Annotated in this window: 12 protein-coding genes and 7 pseudogenes; 13 read left to right on the top strand and 6 right to left on the bottom strand. The window is 40.2% G+C overall.

Features of this window, described 5'->3' with window-relative positions:
* Window positions 1-15 precede the first annotated feature (15 nt).
* Window positions 16-207: a hypothetical protein gene (locus LC033_RS11755; RefSeq protein WP_226568632.1), complete on the bottom strand. Its 192-nt coding sequence runs from the start codon at window positions 205-207 to the stop codon at window positions 16-18.
* Window positions 208-968: 761 nt separating this feature from the next.
* On the opposite strand from LC033_RS11755, the gene LC033_RS11750 reads away from it, so the two are divergent.
* The 7 genes and pseudogenes from LC033_RS11750 to LC033_RS16860 all read left to right on the top strand — a co-directional run bounded on the left by LC033_RS11750 (window position 969) and on the right by LC033_RS16860 (window position 8,520).
* Window positions 969-1,679 carry a DUF421 domain-containing protein gene (locus tag LC033_RS11750; protein WP_226568629.1) on the top strand — a complete coding sequence of 237 codons (711 nt, stop codon included), beginning with the start codon at window positions 969-971 and terminating at the stop codon, window positions 1,677-1,679.
* Between the two features lie 226 nt (window positions 1,680-1,905).
* The gene (locus LC033_RS11745) at window positions 1,906-2,487 is read left to right on the top strand and encodes a TetR/AcrR family transcriptional regulator (RefSeq protein WP_226568627.1); all 582 of its coding nucleotides are present in this window, start codon (window positions 1,906-1,908) and stop codon (window positions 2,485-2,487) included.
* Between the two features lie 18 nt (window positions 2,488-2,505).
* A complete protein-coding gene (locus tag LC033_RS11740; protein WP_226568624.1) occupies window positions 2,506-5,649 on the top strand; it encodes a bifunctional cytochrome P450/NADPH--P450 reductase in 3,144 nt (1,047 codons plus the stop codon).
* 182 nt (window positions 5,650-5,831) lie between these two features.
* Window positions 5,832-6,740, top strand: a complete 909-nt coding sequence (locus LC033_RS11735) for a trypsin-like serine peptidase (RefSeq protein WP_226568622.1) — start codon at window positions 5,832-5,834, stop codon at window positions 6,738-6,740.
* A gap of 84 nt (window positions 6,741-6,824) precedes the next feature.
* Window positions 6,825-6,995, top strand: a pseudogene (locus LC033_RS11730) (transposase); the annotation flags it as partial.
* 317 nt (window positions 6,996-7,312) lie between these two features.
* Window positions 7,313-8,383, top strand: a pseudogene (locus LC033_RS17550) (response regulator aspartate phosphatase).
* 2 nt (window positions 8,384-8,385) lie between these two features.
* Window positions 8,386-8,520, top strand: a complete 135-nt coding sequence (locus LC033_RS16860) for a hypothetical protein (protein ID WP_264188736.1) — start codon at window positions 8,386-8,388, stop codon at window positions 8,518-8,520.
* Window positions 8,521-8,720: 200 nt separating this feature from the next.
* On the opposite strand, the gene LC033_RS11710 is transcribed toward LC033_RS16860, so the two are convergent.
* Window positions 8,721-9,515 (bottom strand): hypothetical protein, encoded by a 795-nt coding sequence (locus LC033_RS11710; protein ID WP_226568618.1) that lies wholly within the window; start codon window positions 9,513-9,515, stop codon window positions 8,721-8,723.
* A gap of 483 nt (window positions 9,516-9,998) precedes the next feature.
* On the opposite strand from LC033_RS11710, the pseudogene LC033_RS11705 reads away from it, so the two are divergent.
* Window positions 9,999-10,565, top strand: a pseudogene (locus tag LC033_RS11705) (lytic polysaccharide monooxygenase auxiliary activity family 9 protein); the annotation flags it as partial.
* A gap of 163 nt (window positions 10,566-10,728) precedes the next feature.
* Window positions 10,729-11,167 (top strand): annotated as a pseudogene (locus LC033_RS11700) (beta-xylosidase family glycoside hydrolase); the annotation flags it as partial.
* A gap of 85 nt (window positions 11,168-11,252) precedes the next feature.
* Here the strand turns inward: LC033_RS11700 and LC033_RS11695 are convergent.
* On the bottom strand, window positions 11,253-13,337 hold the full coding sequence (locus LC033_RS11695; RefSeq protein ID WP_226568614.1) for a molybdopterin oxidoreductase family protein: 2,085 nt from the start codon (window positions 13,335-13,337) through the stop codon (window positions 11,253-11,255).
* 136 nt (window positions 13,338-13,473) lie between these two features.
* A complete protein-coding gene (locus tag LC033_RS11690; protein WP_226568612.1) occupies window positions 13,474-14,670 on the bottom strand; it encodes a cytochrome P450 in 1,197 nt (398 codons plus the stop codon).
* Window positions 14,671-15,094: 424 nt separating this feature from the next.
* Here LC033_RS11690 and proC point away from each other — a divergent pair, with 424 nt between their 5' ends.
* The 4 genes and pseudogenes from proC to LC033_RS11665 form a co-directional block, all read left to right on the top strand.
* Window positions 15,095-15,892, top strand: coding sequence for a pyrroline-5-carboxylate reductase (proC, locus tag LC033_RS11685; RefSeq protein WP_376776445.1), 798 nt, complete (start codon window positions 15,095-15,097; stop codon window positions 15,890-15,892).
* Window positions 15,893-15,919: 27 nt separating this feature from the next.
* A pseudogene (locus LC033_RS11680) lies at window positions 15,920-16,697 on the top strand (glutamate 5-kinase).
* An 11-nt stretch (window positions 16,698-16,708) separates the two neighbouring features.
* Window positions 16,709-17,195 (top strand): annotated as a pseudogene (locus LC033_RS17060) (aldehyde dehydrogenase family protein); the annotation flags it as partial.
* A gap of 13 nt (window positions 17,196-17,208) precedes the next feature.
* Window positions 17,209-17,516, top strand: a pseudogene (locus LC033_RS11665) (GNAT family N-acetyltransferase); the annotation flags it as partial.
* Window positions 17,517-17,757: 241 nt separating this feature from the next.
* On the opposite strand, the gene LC033_RS11660 reads toward LC033_RS11665, so the two are convergent.
* On the bottom strand, window positions 17,758-19,587 hold the full coding sequence (locus LC033_RS11660; protein ID WP_226568605.1) for an ABC transporter ATP-binding protein: 1,830 nt from the start codon (window positions 19,585-19,587) through the stop codon (window positions 17,758-17,760).
* Window positions 19,584-21,317, bottom strand: coding sequence for an ABC transporter ATP-binding protein (locus tag LC033_RS11655; RefSeq protein ID WP_226568603.1), 1,734 nt, complete (start codon window positions 21,315-21,317; stop codon window positions 19,584-19,586). Before LC033_RS11655 ends, LC033_RS11660 begins: the two co-directional genes overlap by 4 nt.
* Window positions 21,318-21,321 lie beyond the last annotated feature (4 nt).

The raw sequence follows: 21,321 nt of genomic DNA, 5'->3' as shown, positions 1-21,321 counted from the left end.
TAATCCCCGGATTTTTTACTCTTTTAAATTGTTTTTTTTAATCACTTCGTTTAATCTAGCTTCGACTTTCTTCAATTCCAATCGTTTTCTTTTGAGCATTCGAAACGCAATAACAATGAATGTCACAATAAAAGCAATGAATAGAAGCGAAAACACTTGAAATATGATATCTCCAATGTTGAATGCTACATTTTCTCCATTAGACACGAGATAGTCCTCCCTTTATATATATATATTACCATAATAAACAAAAGGTTGATATTTATCCATAATTTATTTGTAATGGTAAAAATATTATTCATTATAGGAGAACCAATATGAGAACTTTAGTCTATTTACGAGGTCTCCCAGGTGTAGGTAAGTCAACGTGGATCATAGCAAGGCTTAGAGCCATTTCCTTTAAATCCATCTGTTGACCCAGCCCCCGCAGTTATCAATCAATGGAAAACCGGAAATTACAAGCAAACAGGTCATAAAGTCTGGTCTTTATTATTTGATTTACTCACAGCCCGAATAGATGCGGGACCTTTACTGTGATTAATGCAACACATGTTACAAGTAAGTCGATTTCTCAATAGAAATCATTAGCCACTACGTATTGTTACAGGGTATATATTTCACGCAAGTGCCACTTGACACAGCTTTATTACAAAAAATAGTATAAAGCGTCGGCTGACCTATGAAAAAGCGCCATTTTCTGAAGTGAAAAGACTAAGTGAACAAATCGAAATGCCATGCAAGCAGAAAGTAGCTGCGTTTCATGGTTGGACATCTTTCGATAAATGGTATCAGTCCGTATCTCATGATGACTCGATCAAAGAAGAGGGATATGTCATTATTGAGCTGCGATTACATTCGAGTAAAGCGAAGCTACTCAATTGCATAATGATGGAATAAATGCATAGTCTAAAAAAGAGTCTTTTCTAAGAAAAGGCTTTTTTTCATGAAATGGAAAGGTGGAATCTTAAATGCCTGATTATATCGAAGTGATTGTTCGGACGATGTTTGCTTTTGCTATTTTATTTGGCGGAGCTCGTCTTCTTGGAAAGCAAACCATTGCGCAAATGAATATTTTTGATTTTATTGCAGCTATCAGCTTAGGTTCAATTGCGGCGAACCTTGCGTTTAATACCACGCTTCCGCTTCATCACACGACGATCTCTTTTCTGTCACTTGTTATCATTATTTATGTCATTTCTTTGCTTGCTTTAAGAAGCCGGAAGATGAGAGGATTTATGGCCGGTAAACCAACGCTTGTGATACAAAGTGGCAAAATTCTTGAAGACAATATGAAGGGCATGAGATATACACTTGATTATTTAAACCAGCAGCTCAGAGAAAAAGGTGTGTTTGATATTAGTGAAGTTGAATTTGCGATGATTGAAACAGATGGGCATATGTCAGTGAAAAAATATCCTTCATTTGAAAATGTAACGCGAAAGGATATTAATTTGTGGATGAAGGCAGAGCGTTACATGCCAATTGAAGTCATCATGGACGGAAAGCTCATTTTGAAGAACATCCATGAAAACCAATTATCGGAGCAATGGGTACATGAAGAACTTCAAAAAAGGCAGCTGACCTTACAAGACATTGTATACGCCGTGCGTGCCAGTAATGGGAGCTTATATATTGATACATATGACGATGACATTCATTCTCCAATCGATCAGGAATGAATGTGTAGGGCCCATGTCACCCCCGCGTCACGAATTTGACAATATTTATAAGCCTTTTGGATGCATACTGACTAAGTATCATTTCTCAATTATTATTATTTTTAGAAAATGTAGTGACGGAGCAAAATAAGTATGTTTAAGTAAAATAGAAGAAACTAAAATATTAATATAATATGTCTCATGCGGAATGAACATTCATTCCTAATCATTAAGAGGAGAGGATGAAATGCCATTAGCTAATGATAAACAGGAGCAGATCATGAAGGCTTCACTTGATTTATTTATTGAACGAGGATTTGATGGCACTACGATGCCAATGATTTCAAAAAATGCCAATGTTGGAGCGGGAACCATTTACCGGTATTTCGATAGCAAAGAAGCGCTCGTGAATATATTGTACCAGCGAAGCCTTACAGCATTTATCGACAAAATGAATACAAACAGTCCAGATCCAAAAGCAAGTATCAGGGCTTATTTCAAGCATATCTTTTATTGCTTGGTTCTGTTTACAAAGGAGAATCCAAGTGGTCTTTATTTCTTAGAAATTGATAAACGGTCACATTACTTAGATGATACGAGTAAAGAAAAAATGCAGCATTTGTTAAATGAGCTATTTCTCATCTTTGAAGAAGGGAAGAAGGATGGGATTCATCCAAATCTCTCGGGAAGAACCATTTTATCGATTGTATTTGGTGCTTTTGTACAGCTTCATAAACAGATTCTTGCAGAGGAAATAGAGCCAACGATTGAATTTTTAGAGGAAATTGAGCAATGCTTATGGCGCGCCATTAGCGTTGCCTCATCATGAAATAAAGGGAGTGGACACATGAAACAAACATCAATCATTCCAAAACCAAAAACATACGGACCTTTAAAAAACATCCCCCTTTTAAAGAAGGGAGAGCTTGCTCAAACTTTTTGGCGTTTAGCAGATGATTTAGGGCCAATTTTTCAGTTTGAATTTACAGGTCAAACAAGTATTTTTGTTTCAAGCCATGAACTTGTTAGCGAAGTGTGTGATGAGAGCCGTTTTGATAAATACATTGGGGTTAGTCTCGACAAAGCCAGGGCATTTGCAGGGGATGGGCTATTTACTAGCTGGACAGCAGAGCCGAACTGGAAAAAAGCCCATCAAATTTTGATGCCTGCCTTTAGCCAGAAAGCAATGAAGGGCTATCACGAAATGATGCTCGATATTGCAACACAGCTTGTGCAAAAATGGCAAAGGTCAGGCCGAGATGAAGAAATTGAAGTAGCAGAAGATATGACAAAGCTCACTTTAGATACGATCGGACTATGCGGGTTTGATTTTCGGTTTAACAGCTTTTATAAGGAAAATCAGCACCCTTTTATCGAAAGCATGCTGAAAGGTTTAATTGAAGCAATGGATCAAACGAGCAGATGGCCGTTTGCAGATAAACTAATGATTAAAAGAAAAAAAGAATTTGAGCAAAATGTCGATTTTATGAAGCAGTTAGTAGATGCCATTATTAGGGAACGGAAAAACCAAGATCATACAGGCGAGGATTTACTGTCTCTCATGCTGCATGCAAAGGATCCTGAAACAGGTGAGAGATTGTCGGATGAAAATATCCGTTATCAGATCATTACTTTCTTAATAGCTGGTCATGAAACAACAAGCGGACTGCTATCATTTGCAATTTATTTCTTACTAAAAAACCCAGACAAATTAAAGAAAGCCGTTCAAGAAGCGGATGATGTGCTGCAAGGCGGACTGCCGACATATAAGCAGGTGCAAAAGCTAAGCTACACCCGTATGGTCCTAAATGAGGCACTTCGCCTCTGGCCCACAGCACCTTCTTTCTCACTTTATGCGAAAGAAGATACAGTCATCGGAGGGGAATATCCGATTAAAAAAAACCAAAGTGTCAGCGTCCTGCTTCCTAAATTACATCGGGATCAAGCGGTTTGGGGAGAAGATGCAGAAGAATTTAAACCTGAACGTTTTACGTACCCTGAAAAGATTCCGCAGCATGCCTATAAGCCATTTGGAAATGGCCAGCGTGCATGTATTGGTATGCAATTTGCACTTCATGAAGCCACCATGGTTCTGGCTATGGTGCTGCACAATCTGGAATTGATTGATCACACTTCATATGAGCTGGATTTAAAAGAATCCCTAACGATCAAGCCAAACGATTTTAAAATCAAAGTGCAGCCAAGAAAGCAGCAATTCTTTATGCCACCAACGAAAGAGGAATCGAAAAAAAGCAATGCCACTAATGAGTCAAAAGTGGCCAGTCACGGTACGCCTCTGCTTGTCTTGTATGGATCAAATCTTGGCACTGCACAGCAGATGGCCAACGAATTTGCTGAAGATGGAAAATCAAAAGGGTTTGACGTGACAACTGCACCACTTGATGACTATACCCGCCAATTACCTGAGTCAGGCGCTGTATTGATCGTGACGTCTTCATACAATGGGCATCCGCCTGACCATGCGAAACAATTTGTGGAATGGGTGACGCAGGATGAGGAGCAGGATTTATTAAACGTGACATTTGCAGTGTTTGGGTGTGGAGATCGAAATTGGGCGAGCACATATCAGCGTATCCCTCGTCTCATCGATGAATCACTTGAAAGAAAAGGAGCGAAACGTGTTGCTGATTTAGGCGAAGGCGATGCAGGCGGTGATATGGATGAGGATAAAGAAACATTCCAGAAGACTGTCTTCGAAGAGCTTGCAAAAGCATTTAATTTAACCTTGCAGGAGAAAAGTCAGGAAAAGCCAAATCTATCAATTGATTTTACGAATGAGTTAGTGGAACGTCCTGTGGCGAAAACATATGGTGCCTTTTCAGCTTTTGTATTGAGGAATCAAGAATTACAATCTGAAAAAAGTCAGCGCCAAACAAGACATATTGAACTCAAATTGCCTGAAGGGAAACAATACAAAGAAGGGGATCATATCGGGATCGTACCGAAAAATAGTGATGTGCTCGTACAGCGGGTGACCAATCGCTTTAAACTAGATCCTCAGCAGCACATTAAGCTCTCTTCTGAAAAAGACACCAGTCATTTACCATTAGATCAGCCGATTCAAATCAGAGAATTATTGGCGTCCCATGTTGAGATTCAAGAGCTTGCGACCCGTACGCAGCTAAGAGAGCTCGCAAAATATACGGTATGTCCGCCTCACCGCATTGAGCTTGAACAAATGGCAGGTGAAGCCTATCAAGAGGCCATATTAAAGAAACGAGTGAACATTCTGGATTTATTAGAACAATATGAAGCGTGTGAGCTGCCCTTTGTTCACTTTTTGGCTCTATTATCCGCTTTGAAGCCGCGTTATTACTCGATTTCTAGCTCACCAAAGGTAGATGAAAAACGGCTCAGTATCACAGTAGCTGTTGTGAAAGGCGAGGCATGGAATGGCCGTGGAGTATACGCCGGTGTCGCATCAAACTACTTATGTGGTCTACAAGAAGGAGAAGAAGTGGCTTGTTTCCTGCATGAAGCACAGACAGGATTCGAGTTGCCTCCTTCCCCTGAAACCCCAATGATCATGATCGGACCAGGAACAGGAATCGCCCCATTCAGAGGGTTTGTTCAGGCAAGGGAAGAGTGGCAGAATGAAGGAAAACAACTAGGTGAGGCTCATCTATATTTTGGCTGTCGTCATCCTCATGAAGACGACCTGTATTTTGACGACATGCAGCTTGCAACGCAAAAAGGAGTTGTCACCATTCACCGGGCCTACTCTCGTTATGATGAGCATAAAGTGTATGTCCAGCACTTGATTAAAAAGGATGGCGCCATGCTCATTGAATTACTTGACCAAGGTGCTTATCTGTATATTTGCGGGGATGGAAAAGTCATGGCACCAGATGTAGAGGCTACGCTTGTCGATCTGTATCAAACCGTGAAACAGTGTTCGAAAGAAACATCTGAAAATTGGCTGATTTCACTTTCTAATGACAATAGATATGTAAAAGATGTGTGGAGCTAACTCACAGAGAAAACCGTCGATCTGGCGGTTTTTTCTTTGTTCATAGATAGAATGGATGTTTAAAGAGACAAAACAACTAATTTCAAAATTATATATTTTGTAAAAAATGAGAATATTCTCTCATTTACTCCAATATGAAACAATTATATGATTTTAATTATAGAATAAAAAGGAGGAATATGATGAAAAATTTGAAAAAGTTAATCCCTTCTCTACTCGTTTTTGGTGCTTTAAGTGTGCCTAGTTTTGCCCAAGCCACATCGGATTCAGTAGGAACGTCTGATTATGACATGGTGACTTCTGACGGAAAGGTGATCTCTTCAGCAGACTTCCACAAAGATACGAAAGCCCCCTTATCCTTTGATCAAGTGGATGATCTTTCTTCAACTGTTGGCGAAAAAGTAAAACCACTAACTAAATATTTAAAAGACTATCAAACAAAAGTAGTCATTGGAGACGATGATAGAACAAAAGTAGAGAACACAAGAGTTGCGCCATACAATTCTATTGCTTATATAACATTTGGCGAATCTAGCTGTACTGGGACACTCATTGCCCCTAACAAAATTTTGACAAATGGACACTGTGTGTACACTACGTCGACAAGAAGTTATAGTGAAAAAGGGTCTGTATATCCAGGCATGAATGATAGCACTGCCGTGAACGGCTCAGCAAATATGACCGAATTCTATGTACCAAGCGGATATATCAATACAGGCGCGAGCCAATATGATTTTGCCGTCATTAAAACAGATACGAATATCGGAAATATGGTCGGATACAGCTCAATCCGACAGGTGACAAATCTGACTGGAACAACGATTAAAATCTCTGGATATCCAGCTGATAAAATGAGATCAACTGGTAAAGTGTCACAATGGGAAATGTCAGGTCGTGTGACAAAAGAAGATACCAATCTAGCATACTATACGATTGATACGTATAGCGGCAATTCTGGCTCTGCGATGCTAGATCAAAACCAACAAATCGTAGGGGTTCATAATGGGGGTTATTCAAACGAGACGATTAATGGCGGTCCAAAAGCTACAGAAGCCTTTGTAGAATTTGTAAACTATGCGATAGCGCAATAAAATATCGAGCATAAAGCTTGTAGACAAAGTCTACAAGCTTTTTTGTATAATAAGGGTAATAACACAATTCTGCGGGGGATGAACATGTTATCGAAACGTGAAGAAGAGAGAAGAAATCAATTAAAAGTAGTGGCTTTAGATGAATTAGTGCCTGAAGATCATTATAGTTCTGACAACGGTAGACCAAGTGTGGATCCCGTTGTTCTCATTAAAATGGTTTTGATCCAATATCTCTTTGACATTCGCTCTATGCGTCTGATTCAGTAAACTCCCTCAGCGTAAAGAAAGCAATCATAATTGTTTTTTGATACTCGTTTTCAAAAGGCATGATTAAACCTCAACAAATGAAACACTAAACTAAACATAAGTTAGATTAAATTAAAATGTATAGCCATATTTAGAATTGAGGTTAACGGGTGTAGCATATGGCTATACACTCTACATAAAAAAATATTTTTTATTGCGGGATGCCGAAAATTTGATTTGTGAGATCAATTCTTTTACATCATATGTAAAAAACATGTTAAAATTATACAAGAGATTTATTTAGAAGGGGGTAAAGGGATGTCGGGATAATTGCCTCTGTAGATGTAGCCAACACTCTCAACAAATGGTATTTACATATAAAAAAGAGGGAAGTTTCGCAAGCGGTAGAGTTGAGGGATGAGATTCAAGATAGGGAAAATGGAAGAAAATCAAGATGTTTTACTCTATTTTAATATTCTCGATTACAGATTTAAGGTGCTTATGGAAGATTTAGTAGGGCAACCAACAATAACAGAAAGTGAAAGAGTCAAAACAGATGACATGTTGAGGTTCTACTTTTATCTGTTCAAAGGAATGTATGAGAGTGCAAAGAATAACTATTCAGAAGCTCTAGCCCTGTTCAGAGTAGCTGAGAGACAATTGGACAAGGTTTATGATGAGATTGAAAAGGCTGAGTTCCATTATAAAATTGGCACACTCTACTATTTCAATAAGGTCACGCTCCTTTCTCACCATCATTTACAAACAGCAAAGGACATCTATAAGGCACATGATGGATACCGTATACAGACAATAAACTGTAATATGTTGTTGGCACTGAATTTGATTGATGATGGTAGACTAGACAAAGCTGAAAGAATCCTTTTGGAATGCGTTGATAGGCTGATTGAGAAGAATGATAAGAGATTGATAGCTTTGGCTTATTATGATCTAGGATTCCTCAAAATTCAGGATAATCAACATATAGAAGCAATTGAATACTTTAACAAAGCAATTTCCACACATGATCTAAAACAGTCATCTCCTGTTTCTTACTTACAGTGAAATTTGCAAGATCAAGTTATAAGTCAGATCAAGTGGATCAGGCAATCAGTTGGGTAATTGAGGGGAAAACCTTTTCTAAAGAACAGCAGAACACAAATTTTATTCTGAAATTCAATGTCCTTGAGAAATGTTATACAGCACCACAGGAAAATTATGAGGACATTAAGAAAGAGCTATGTTTTTTGGAAGAAAGAAAGGCATATGTTGATATTGAGGCTTTAGCTCCTGATGTTGCCTCCATATATAAAAAGTTAAATCTTTATGAAGAAAGTAACTACTTCTTGGAATTGGCTTTAAAATCTTGTACGCTTATAGGAAAGGAGGTCATATGATCATGAAAAAAATAATGATGATTATTTCTACTGCTTTGCTGATAGGTGCAATTCTTGGAATCCCTGTTCTACAACATACCCAGGCAGATGCCAAAAGTGAGACAGTTTTACTTTCCTCAAGAGGTGCAGGATCATAAAAGGTATCAATATGGTTTTAATCGACCGCTACAGATCAGCCCTGTAGGTTGAATGGTTAAAAATAGATAAAATGGATTAAAGTATAAGACTCCTTATGGTATTCTAGTAAAGAATATTTCATAAAAGGAGTCTTTTTTATATGAAAATATTAGTCAGCTGTTGAAAAAAAACCTACTCAAATGAGAAGGGGCTTTGTTGTTCATCGAATTCTAATAGAGATAAACTTTGAAATAAATGATGAATAGACACTCGATGTTCCAGGTGTTGTGTCAAAAACTTTGTAAACCTTACCCTCATCTTTAAGCATGTCACCATGGACAAGTCCATCCGTAGAACCGAATGAGAAAACTTCAGGTATCATACCTCTTAATCCTTCGCTCACACTTCCGTAAATAATATTGCTCATCAATATGTTTTCACTAATTTTATTCTTACCGCCTAATCCTAAATAAGTTAAGCAAGTGATTGGAACAGTTACAGAATAATCATTTTTGATATCAGTTACATACAATCTTCTACTATTTCCAATGCTACTTGATGCAAAGACAAAAGCACTCCACTCATGTTCATCTGCAAAAGTAATTGGGACACCTATATAATTTAATGTAGATGGCAGAGCAAGTGAGAGAGAATAATGAGTCAAAAAGATAAGCCTATCCTTATTGCAAATATAGTAAAGTTCAATGGGCTGATTCGGGAGAATTTCCGATTGATAAGTTACTATAACAGCTTTCCAAGTATCATTGTTTTTTGCAAATGTGCCAGAGACCCCGGAAGACCCCGGTAAGTATTTTCCTGATAATCTCATTGAAAAAAATCTTGAGTTAGAATTTGAAAAGGATGCTATTGAGTTAGTGCTTACACTCGCAATGTCCCTTATCTGAAAATAAATTTCCTTCTTTCCATCCTCGCCGTTTGAAAACATTACATCATAATCAGTGGATGTTCTACTTGAAATGTTTTGCCATCCTGATTCAAGCATAATTTGTTTCAACTTTCCATACAAATCTTTCTTTAAAACAGTTGTTTTATTGAAAATAGTATGAAGTTCAAAAATGCGGATTTGAAGGGTCTACAAATTCATTATTGCCCCAACAGATGATTGATTATAAGTCCATCATCAATGAGCACATTTCAAAAAACGTGAAACAAAGCGTGCGATTCGGAAAGATTCCGTCCGGTGCTGTTCGTTCATGATTTCAGCCAGCCCCGAATTTTTTGAGGGGCTTTCGTAAAGCGCAAAAAGGCATTTTTTCAATCGAATTTGGCGTTTCTTCAGGAGCGCTACGGAAAAGAAGTCGAAAAAGTCATGAGAATGTCCCTTGGCTTTATAACGGTCAGATGTTAAAATTAAATAGGTAATATTGGAATGGTCGCGTATGTTTTCTCTTTGCATCAATACCCGTCTCAACACTTTGAAAAGAGAGGGGATTGTAACGTGTATCGTTTGCCAAAAACCACCTTTAGCACTGCTTTCATTTTAGCAGCCGGATTGCTGTGGTTGTCCATTGTTCCTCAGCAGGCCTTCGCTCATGGTTTTATCAAAAAACCGGGGAGCAGAGCGGCTCTGTGCAGTGAGGCTTTCGGATTTCTCAATCTGAATTGTGGGAGTGTGATGTATGAGCCGCAAAGCCTGGAAGCGAAAAAAGGGTTTCCGCATAGCGGCCCGGCAGATGGACAAATCGCATCCGCGGGCGGACTGTTCGCCGGAATTCTTGATCAGCAGTCGGAAAATCGCTGGTTTAAACATATCATGACCGGCGGAGAACACACCTTTACCTGGACATATACCGCTCCCCACAATACGAGCCAATGGCACTACTATATCACCAAAAAAGGCTGGGATCCTGACAAACCGCTTAAGCGCGCAGACTTTGAACTGATTGGTGCCGTTCCGCATGACGGTTCCCCTGCATCTCACAATTTATCTCACCACATTTATATTCCTAAAGACCGCCTCGGGTATCATGTCATACTTGCCGTTTGGGATGTGGCTGATACTGAAAACGCTTTCTATCAAGTGATTGATGTTGATCTAGTGAACAAATAAAGCCTGGACTTTTCTTGATCTGTTTGGAAAACCGATTTGTGAATCAGCGGGTTTTGGTGCAAACAAAGAAAATAAGCGATCCAAAACCCTGGCTCTCCAAAACATGCCGGGGTTTTTGAAATTCGCTATTTCTATTGCTTCATATTTAAGAGCTATATTCTTTCCAGAAAACTTTCAGCAAGTTGCTGGTCTTGTGAATTATTATAATACGGAAAATTGGACAGCTCTTCATGTGACATATGACGAGACACTTGACCGTATCCTTGAATTATCTGTCTGTCAAAACCGACCTTTTCTCAGCCGTTGACAAAAAAATCGTCATTCCAGACGTGGTCACGTATGTGTCTTTAAAAGTGACCGTTCACCGGGAGACATACACGTATTCTTATTCTTTTGTCAACAAGAGTGGGAGAAGGTGGATGTGCTGTTTGAATAAAGCCATTTATCCGATGATTTCATTCGCTGAGTCGGATTCTTTACAGGAAACTTTACGGGTATGCAGTGTCAAGACACAAGCGGAATGTGTTTGCCTAGATTTCAAATACTTTCGCTATGAAGAAACGGGCGAAAAAAAAGACAACGCTGTCAAGCTGTAACAATATCCTAATTTGAAATGAAACAGCCAGTCACCGAAAGAGTTTCAACAACTGGCTGATTCATAAAGGTGTTTTGATTCCTGTCTCAAAAATGGGGGTCATTCCCCTCATTGCTGGCTTCTTCTCTTTCTATGAGTTTTTCAACCTCAACTCTGCCAGAAAAGAATGTGGCACCGCCGCCCATATCTGCCAAACGATCAGGTGTTAGCCCATTGACCAAATGCTTTCTGCCTTTTTGATCTGCCCATAATCCTTGACTGACCACAACGCCAGATAACACATTGTGACCGACCGCAACGACAAGCTCGCATTCTCCTCGATCATTCAGCACACGCACCATATCACCATCTTCAATCTTCCTCTCTTTTGCATCTTGTTCATTCATATAAAGCTTCGGATATTTCTCAAGCTTTTGATGCTTTTCATGAAGTGAGAAGGTGGAATTGAGAAAATTATGGTTCGGTCCCGGTATAAACGTAAGCGGATAATCACTTTCCTGATAAAGTGGTACATAGGTTGGAAGCGCTGGATATCCATCTTCTTTCATTTGTTCAGAATAAAGCTCAATTTTCCCGCTTGGGGTAGGGAGCTTTAAAGCTTGGAAAGGACCACGTTTTGCTTTGATCCATTTTTTTTCTTTTAACGCCTTATATGAAATGTCTTCATAATGAGGGTTTTCCGGGTGATAAAGGGCTTGTTCCATCAGTTCAGCATCTGTCTCCCGGAAGGCTTCATCTTCAAAGCCCATGGCATGAGCTAAAAGGCGAAATACTTCTGTGTTTGATTTGCTTTCTCCGTAGCGTTCAATGACAAGCTCTTGAATTTGAATATAATGATGCCAGTAAGATGTATAGAAATCCTCGTTTTCAAAGGCAGATGTCGCAGGCAGAACAATATCTGCATAGGCGGCTGTTTCTGTAAGGAACAGGTCATGAACAACCGTAAATAAGTCCTCTCTCAGCAAACCCTCTCTTACTTTATTCGCTTCAGGTGTCACAACAGCTGGATTGCAAGAGTAGACAAAGAGTGAATCAATGGAAGGCTCTCTGTTCATAAGCACGCAACCTAGCTGATTCATATTAAATGTTCTAGGTGCACGTTCCTTTAGTAGATCTGGACGTTGAAGAGCTGCTTCATTATAACTAAGAAAAGAAGAGTTCGATTTTATCGCACCGCCACCCTTGTACAGCCATTGACCAGTTAGAGCAGGGAGGCAGGAGATGGTTCTAATACTCATCCCGCCATTATCATGATGCTGCAAACCATTACCAATGCGAATGAGTGATGGCGATGTCTCTGCATACAGTCTCGCAAGTGTGAGGATGTCTTCTTTAGGGACACCCGTAATGTGTTCAACGGTTTCTGGATCATACTGCTTGACATGCTCGCAAAGTTCTTTGTGACCGATCGTGTAAGTCTCTAAAAATGACGTATCTGTTCGATCTTCTTCAAAAAGAACATGCATGATGCCAAGGGCAAGCGCACTGTCAGTGCCGGGTCGAAGCGGAATGAACCAATCAGCCATCCGGCCAGTTTGGTTTTTGTGAACGTCAATGACGACAATCTTGGCTCCTTGCTTTCTAGCTTTTTGTGCCAAGGTGATTTGGTGCATATTGGTCGACACAGCATTGATGCCCCAAAAGATAAATAGTTTTGTATAGATGGTATCTTCAGGATCTGTTCCTATGCTTGCGCCCATTGTATATTTATAGCCAGTTGTTCCTGCTGATTGGCAGATGGTTCGATCTAACTGACTTGAACCAAGACGATAGAAAAAGCGGCGGTCCATTCCCTCTGCATTGAGATTACCCATGTTCCCGTAGAAACTGTAAGGCAAAATACTTTCTGGACCTTTTTCTTCAATCAGTTTTGTCCATTTTTGACGAATGGTCTCAATGGCCTCTTCCCACGTAATGGGCGCAAACTGGCCGTCTCCTTTTCGTCCAAAACGTTTTAAAGGAGTTGTCAGCCGTTTTTCATCATATAAACGGGCTGTCACATTCCGCACTTTATTGCAGATGTTTCCTTGTGTCACAGGGTGGTCTGGGTCTCCTTGAACTTTGACGATCTTTCCGTTTTCTTTATGTATCAAAAGACCGCACTGATCTGGACAATCTAACGAACAAACTGATTTGAATATTCCGTCTTTCATTGCTATATAATCGGTCATGAGTTTTAGCTTCCTTTCCGAATTCCGTGATCACTTGATATGGATTTTATTTTAGCATGTTCGGAGGTAGAAGGTAAGAAGTAAGAAAGAGATGATGAATTGAAGAAAAATGAAAAAAAGCCCCTTGAAGGGACTTTTAAAAACGGGTGACCTGTACAGGGAATTCTTTTACCCCAAAAACAAACGTGCTTTGAATTGGTTTTAGCCTATCTGCCGCAGAGGTGATTTCTTGAAACGTATGGAGTAAAATCTCAAGCGCAATATTGCTTTCAAGTCTGGCAAGAGGGGCACCAAGGCAGAAATGAATACCAAAACCAAAGCTCATATGAGGATTTGATTTTCGATCTAGTCGAAACGTATCTGGGTCCTCGAATGTCCGTTCATCACGATTCGCAGATGCAATCCAGCTAATGAGATAGTCTCCTTTTTCAATGTGTGAGCCGGCGATCTCAACATCCTCTGCTGCAATTCGCCCAATCGCTTGAACAGGTGGATAATAGCGTAACGTTTCCTCCGTCAACTGAGGAATGAGAGAAGGATCTTGTCGCACTGATTCGGCAATATCTGGCTTCTCTATGAGCAGCCGTACTGCATTTGTGATTAAATTGGTCGTTGTCTCATTACCAGCAACAAGTAATAGAATACAAAAGCCAAGCAGTTCATTCTCAGTTAATCGCTCACCGTCGATTTCTGCTTGAATGAGGAGAGAAATCAAATCATCAGCAGGCGTTTCTTTTCGTTTTTCGATCAAACGAGCAAAGTAATCTGAAAGCTCTTCTTCTGCTTGTTTTTGCAAGTCTACAACGGCTTGAATGGCTTCCTTTGATTCATCTTTAGCACCTGCTACAAGAGCATCTGAAAGCTTCTTAATCACCTCTCTGTCTTTCACCTCTGCACCGAGAAGCTCGGCGATGATCAACACAGGCAGGGGAGCTGCTAAATCTTGCACAATATCAAATGTACGTTGATCCCTTACTTGCTTTAATAGATCATGTGTCAGGTCTTTGATCTTATCTTCTAATTGTTTGATCGCTTTTGGCGTGAATGCTTTATTGACGAGTGCTCTCATCTTTGTATGTTTTGGAGGGTCCATTGTTAAAATACTCGTTTTAGACGTGCTTCTTCCTCGCTGTGATGAGAACACTTTAGGCTTCCTCAGAACGGACTGAATATCAGCATATCGAAAGAGATCCCAGCACTTTCTCGTCTCATCGTATCTAATATCACCTTGTGAACGTAACTCATTGTAGATAGGGAACGGGAAAAGAAGATCATCAGTAGATCGGATTTCTTTCATTGGAATGACATTGACATAGTTTTCTTTCACTTTCATTATGAACACTCCTTTTTCACATGATTTCTCCTTGACGGTATCACCAGTCAAATTTCATTTCAACGGACATTTTTTCTAAAATATGTCAATAGTCTAACCGAAATATTCACACACAATCATCGTATAGGAGAATAGAAAGTCACCAAAAATAAAATGATGAATTCAGTCGAACGAAAGGGTACTATGATTCAAATAATGATAGTTCTTTTTACCCAAATTTAATGATGAGAAAAGCGTGACTAACATATATACAGCAAGCTATCCCCTGTGCATTCGGGACTTTTGAAAAGCGACAGGTCTTTCTTGACACCATTTCTCATCATGTTACGATAACTAACGAGCGAAAAACACGAACAAAAACCGAACAAGGGAGAGGATCAATATCATTGATCAAAAGAAAGTTGCTTTCATTGGAGCAGGTTCTATGGCGGAAGGAATGATTGCAGGTATTGTGCGATCAGGACAGGTGCCGCTCAACCATATTTACGCAACAAACAGGCAAAATAGGCAGCGATTAAATGAACTAACGAAGCGATACGGAATACAAACAACAGCAATGGATTCATTTCCTTTTGAAGAAATGGATATCTTGATCTTGGCAATGAAACCAAAGGATGCTGAAACAGCACTTGAATCATTAAAACCTCATATTCAGAGAGATCATCTCATCCTGTCTGTACTTGCAGGTGTGAAAGCATCGTATATTGAAGACATGCTGCATGAAGGGCAGCCCGTCATAAGGGTGATGCCAAATACGTCAAGTACCATCGGGGCATCAGCAACGGCTCTATCTGCTGGACGTTATGTAAAAACCGAAGACGTGAGCATGAGTCAGGCCCTTCTATCTGAAATGGGAGAAGTCTATACCATTCAGGAAGAGCAAATGGACATTTTCACAGGAATTGCTGGAAGTGGGCCAGCCTATTTTTATTTCTTAATAGAAAGAATTGAAGAAGCAGGAGAAGAAGCAGGTTTATCAAAAGAACTGTCTCGCCAAATTGGTACACAGACCCTTCTTGGTGCAGCCAAAATGCTTCAAGAAACAGCTGAAAACCCTTCTGTCCTAAGAGAAAAAATCACGTCACCGAATGGAACAACTGCTGCAGGGCTGAATGCATTAGATGATTTTGGTGGGGGAGAAGCGATGAAGCAAGCCGTCAAACATGCCGCCAATCGATCAAAAGAGATTAGCGACGAGCAAAAACAAAAAGTATCTATATAAATAGAGCCTTAATACAGGAGTGATAAGGTGTTCGCAGATAAAGAGAGAAAACGAATTGTTGTCAAAATCGGCAGCAGCTCTCTTACTAGCTTTCAAGGTGAGATTAGTTTAAAAAAACTAGAAAACCTCGTCAATCAAATTGTGAAACTTAAAGGTGAAGGAAACGAAGTGATTTTTCAGATGAAACACGCTATCAAAATGTTCGAAATACCATGAATGTGTTATTAGATCGAGGCATTATCCCAATTATTAATGAAAATGATACAGTGACAATTAATCGCTTGAAGTTCTGAGATAATGATACATTTTCTGCAAAAGTAGATGGATTGATAGATGCTGATTTCCTTGCGAACTTATCTGATATTGATGGTTTGTATGAAGGATAACCCGCATACCAACCCGGACGCAAAGAGAATCTGCGAAGTCACAGATATCACAAAAGAGATTGAAGCAGCGGCACAGAGGACGGCACTTATTTTACAGCTGATGAAAACTTGGCTCCGCTGAATTATAAGAAGCAGTGGATTGCTTTTCTTTCTGGATCAAAAGGTGAGATCGTTGTGCAAGAGAAAACAAAGGAGCACCTCATGCATCGTGAGAAAAGTCTTTATTCTGATGGCATTGTAGATGTAAAGGGTTCGTTTAAAAAAGGCGATGTTGTCTTGTATTTTAGATCCAGATGGAAGAGAAATAGGGCTCGGCATTGTCAATTTTGCGTCTGACGAACTCGCACGGTGAAGTCGTTCATGTCGTCGATCTTGAAGCATTTGTTTGTCATTTAGATTTATCAATACCAGTTTGCTAACCATAAGGGACATGACACTGACAGTTGAAGTTATTACATCGGTCAAAGAAAAAGCGAAAAAAGCAAAGCACGTATCAAAAAAACGAGGTTTACTTCAAACAGAGGAAAAGAATGAGGCGCTGCTTAAAATAACAGAAGCTTTAGAACAAAGAAGTAGCTTCATTTTACAGGAATATCAAAAAGATTTAGATTCAGGAAAAGAAAAGGGCTTCTCAGATGCCTTATGGATCGTTTTATGTTAAATGAAGAGCGAATTCATGAGTTCTCTGAAAGTTTACGGCTTGTGAAGAGATTAACAGATCCTGTTGGAGAAATATTGGATGAATGGACTCTTGAAAACGGCTTACATGTGAAAAGCCGAAGAGTACCGCTCGGAGTAATCGGTATGATCTATGAAGCGAGACCGAATGTCACTGTCGATGCAGCAGGACTTGCCCTAAAGGCAGCAACTCAGTGATTTTAAAAGGCGGTTCCTCCGCTATTTCTTCCAACAAAGCTGCTTCTGTCTGGTGTTGTCAGAGACGTCCTTCAAAGTGCCTGGCTCGGATACGGCCTTGATCTCAAAAACAAAATGGAAAAGGCTACACGACTGAAGCAATTGCACTCATGCTGAATGAAGGATTTCAAGTGCTGGATCTTCACAGAATTGAGGCAGGTGTTCAGCCTCACAATCTCGGGTCGATACGAGTTCTTGAAAAAGCTGGATTTCAAAAAGAGGGTCTGTCTAGACAAAATGTAAAGATCAATGGAGAGTGGAAAGATCATTATTTGTTTGCCATTCTTTCCAATGATGAACGACCAAGTGTCATATCAAGATAAAAACTCTCTCGTTATAAAGAAGTTGAATCAGCCTATTCACGGTGATTAGATGAGATTGAGGCAGGGGAAATGGTGCTGGATGGAGATGTATTTGAGGAGTATGTGCTCCATTCGCTGGTCTCTAAAAATGAAGCAGAATACATGACAAAACTCAGTGTAAAGGTGAGAAAGAGGTCAGATCAAGAAATGATAAAAGAGAATAAACAGCATGGAAAAATGCGTGTCTATCCTCTTTTTGTTTTTAACCAACTTGATGCTCAGCAAATTGACTCATATAGAGGTCAGCATAAAAGCCCTTTTCTTTCAAAAGTTTACTGTGAGTTCCTTTTTCAATAATGGTGCCATTTTTCATGACTAAAATGAGGTCGGCATCTTTAATCGTCGAAAGTCTGTGTGCAATGACGAAGCTTGTTCTGCCTTTCATTAATTCATTCATCGCTTTTTGAATATGCATCTCTGTCCGCGTATCGACACTGCTCGTCGCTTCATCTAATATCAACATTTTTGGATCAGATAAAATCGCACGGGCGATCGTTAACAGTTGACGCTGGCCTTGCGAAAGGTTGCCGGCATCTTCTGTTAAGAGAGTGTCATATCCGTCTGGAAGCGTGCGGATGAAATCGTCGGCATAGGCATGTTTGGCAGCTTTCATGACATCCTCTTTTGAAACATGCTGCCTGCCATATGCAATGTTGTCATATATTGTGCCTTCAAAAAGCCACGTATCCTGAAGGACCATCGCAAATAAGTCACGTACTTCTTTTCGGCTGAGATCGGTCGTTTTTACGCCGCCAATGCGAATGGAGCCTTGATCTAGTTCATAAAAGCGCATTAACAGATTAATGATCGTTGTTTTTCCAGCGCCTGTTGGCCCGACAATAGCAACCGTTTGTCCTTCTTTTACTTGTAAATCCAAATCTTTAATAATCGGATGATCTTTCTCATATCCGAATTGAACTTGTTCAAAGGTCACATCCCCTGAAAGTGATTCAAGATCAACCGCCGCATCCTCTTCGGTACTTTCTTCTTCCTCATCCAGGATTTCAAAGACCCTTTCAGCAGAAGCGATCGCAGATTGAACTAAGTTTGCGACACTGGATGCTTGTATAAGCGGCTGAGACATTTGCTGCGTGTATTGGATAAATGCCTGTACATCCCCAACACGAATATTCCCGTTAATAACAAGAATGCCGCCGGCTACACTTACTGCAACATAACCAAGGTTCCCAATAAAGGTCATCATTGGCATCATTAAACTGGAAATAAACTGAGCCTTTCTTGATGATTCATATAGCTGTTCGTTTAATTGATCAAATGTATCGATCGCTTTCTTTTCATAGCCATACGCGCGAACCGTCTGATGTCCTGTGAACATTTCATTAATATGTCCATTCATCATACCGAGCTCTTTTTGCTGCGCCTTAAAATGCTTTTGAGAAAATGACGTAATACCTCGTATGGAAAACAGACTGAGAGGCAGCGTCAAACAAACAAGCAAAGTTAATAACGGACTGATGAATAGCATCATAACGACAATTCCAATGACCGTAATCACAGAGGTGATCACCTGGGTGAGTGCCTGCTGAAGCGATGTATTAATATTGTCGATATCGTTCATCACACGGCTCAGCGTGTCCCCATGTGTTGTTTTATCAAAATACCGAAGGGGGAGACGTGTGAGTTTGTCATTTGCTTCTTGGCGTAATTCAGCAATGGTCTGCTGGGAGACACCCGCCATCACGTATTGCTGAACAAATGAAAAAAGAGAGGCAACGACATATAATAGGACGAGCAGCAATAAAATGCGTGAAATGACGTCAAATTGAACGCCTGTTCCTTGTGTAAAGCTTTCAAATAGGGAAGAGGTGGCATCTCCGAGTAGTTTTGGACTAATCACGTTAAAGACGGTTGAACCGATTGCTGAGATCAGTACAATGATCAACTGAAACTTCCTCGGTTTTAAATAGCCAGTCAAACGAAGAAGTGTTTTTTTGAATTCCTTCGGTTTTGCAACCGGCCCTCTTGGGTGACCGCCTTTATGGCCCATTCCAGAAGACATTTTCTTACTCATCCTTGTTCCACCTCCTGACCTTCCTGTGATGCGACAATTTCTTGATATACAAGATTGTCTTCAAGTAATTGTTCATGCGTTCCAATGCCTGCGATTTTCCCTTCATCTAGTAAAATGATTTTATCACTATGCTTCACTGTGTTAATTCTTTGGGCCACAATGATGAGAGCTGCATGCTCTTTTTCAACTTCTAATGATGCCCGGAGCTTCGCATCTGTTTTGTAATCAAGTGCAGAGAAGCTATCGTCAAACAGGTAAAAGGCGGGCTTTCTGACTAGTGCTCTTGCAATGGAAAGCCGCTGCTTTTGGCCACCAGAGAGATTCGATCCACCTTGATCAATCTCTGCATCGATCCCGCCATGTTTTTGCAAAACAAGTTCCTCAGCCTGCGCTGTTCGAAGCGCCTGCCAAATGTCTTCATCGCTCGCATCCTGCCGACCAAAACGCACATTATCTGCAATGGTTCCGCTGAATAAAACAGCTTTTTGTGGGACATAGCCCATTTGACTTCTCAGTTTCTCCTGAGGAAGCTCTCTAATATCTACACCATCTAGTGTAATCCGTCCTTCTGTCGCTTCGTAAAAGCGCATCATTAGCTGAAGGAGGGTCGTTTTCCCTGAACCCGTACTGCCAATAATCGCAGTCGTCTCGCCAGTTTTGGCTTCAAATGTAATGTCTTGTACCACTGGTTTTTCAGCATTTGAGTAATAGAGTGTCACATCATCAAAGCGAATTGATTTTGCGGGCTGCTGAAGCTCAGAGAGCGGTTCATCTTTGTCTTTTATCTTTGGTTGGAGGTTTAACACTTCATTCATCCGTTTAGCTGATGCCTGTGCTCTTGGGACCATAATAAAGCTCATCGATAGCATAATCAGTGCCATTAAAATCATCATGGCGTATTGAATGAAGGCGATGAGATTCCCAACTTCCATCTGTCCTGCATCAATCCGGTTAGCACCAATCCAGACAATGCCAATATTCGTGAAGTTCATAATGATGAGCATAAATGGAAATAAATATGCCATTAATCGATTCACCTTGAGGCCCGTATCCTTATAGGATGTGTTGGCTTCTTGAAAGCGCATCTTTTCATCATCAACGCGGTTAAATGCACGAATCACCCGGATGCCTGAAAGAGACTCTCTCATAATTAAATTCAGCCGGTCTGTTTTTTTCTGAAGCTGGCCGAATAGAGGGATGGCTTTTCTTGAAACCAAATAGATAAACCCGCCAAGAAGGGGAAGAGCTGCTAAAAAGATAAGAGATAACAGAGCATCTCTAGAGACAGCCAAAATAATTCCACCCACGAGCATGAGAGGGGCCCTCGTCATCATTTGTAAGATCATGATTGTTACATCTTGAACTTGCTTCACATCATTTGTTGACCTTGTAATAAATGAAGACGTCCCGATCTTTTGAAATTCTTCTAGTGAAAATTGTTCGATATGCACAAACAGTTGTCTTCTCATATCACGCCCGAAGCCAAGTGCAGTCTTTGAAGACAGGTAGGACTTCCAGATCGTGAGCAGGATGGCCAGTAAAGAACAAGCGACCATCCAGCCACCAACCTTCCATATATAAGCGATATCTCCTTGAACGATTCCAACGTCTACGATATCTGCCGTTAGAGTCGGTAAGTACAGCTGGAGCATACTGCTTAAAAAGGTCAGAATGACAATGGACACAACGGATAGCCGATATGGCTTTAAAAACCATAAAATTGATTTCATACGA

Origin of the sequence: Bacillus stratosphericus, assembly GCF_020524495.1 — a bacterium.
Lineage (GTDB): Bacteria > Bacillota > Bacilli > Bacillales > Bacillaceae > Bacillus > Bacillus stratosphericus_B.
Note: the sequence above shows the minus strand (reverse complement) of the source record. Positions and strands in the feature narration are given on the sequence as shown.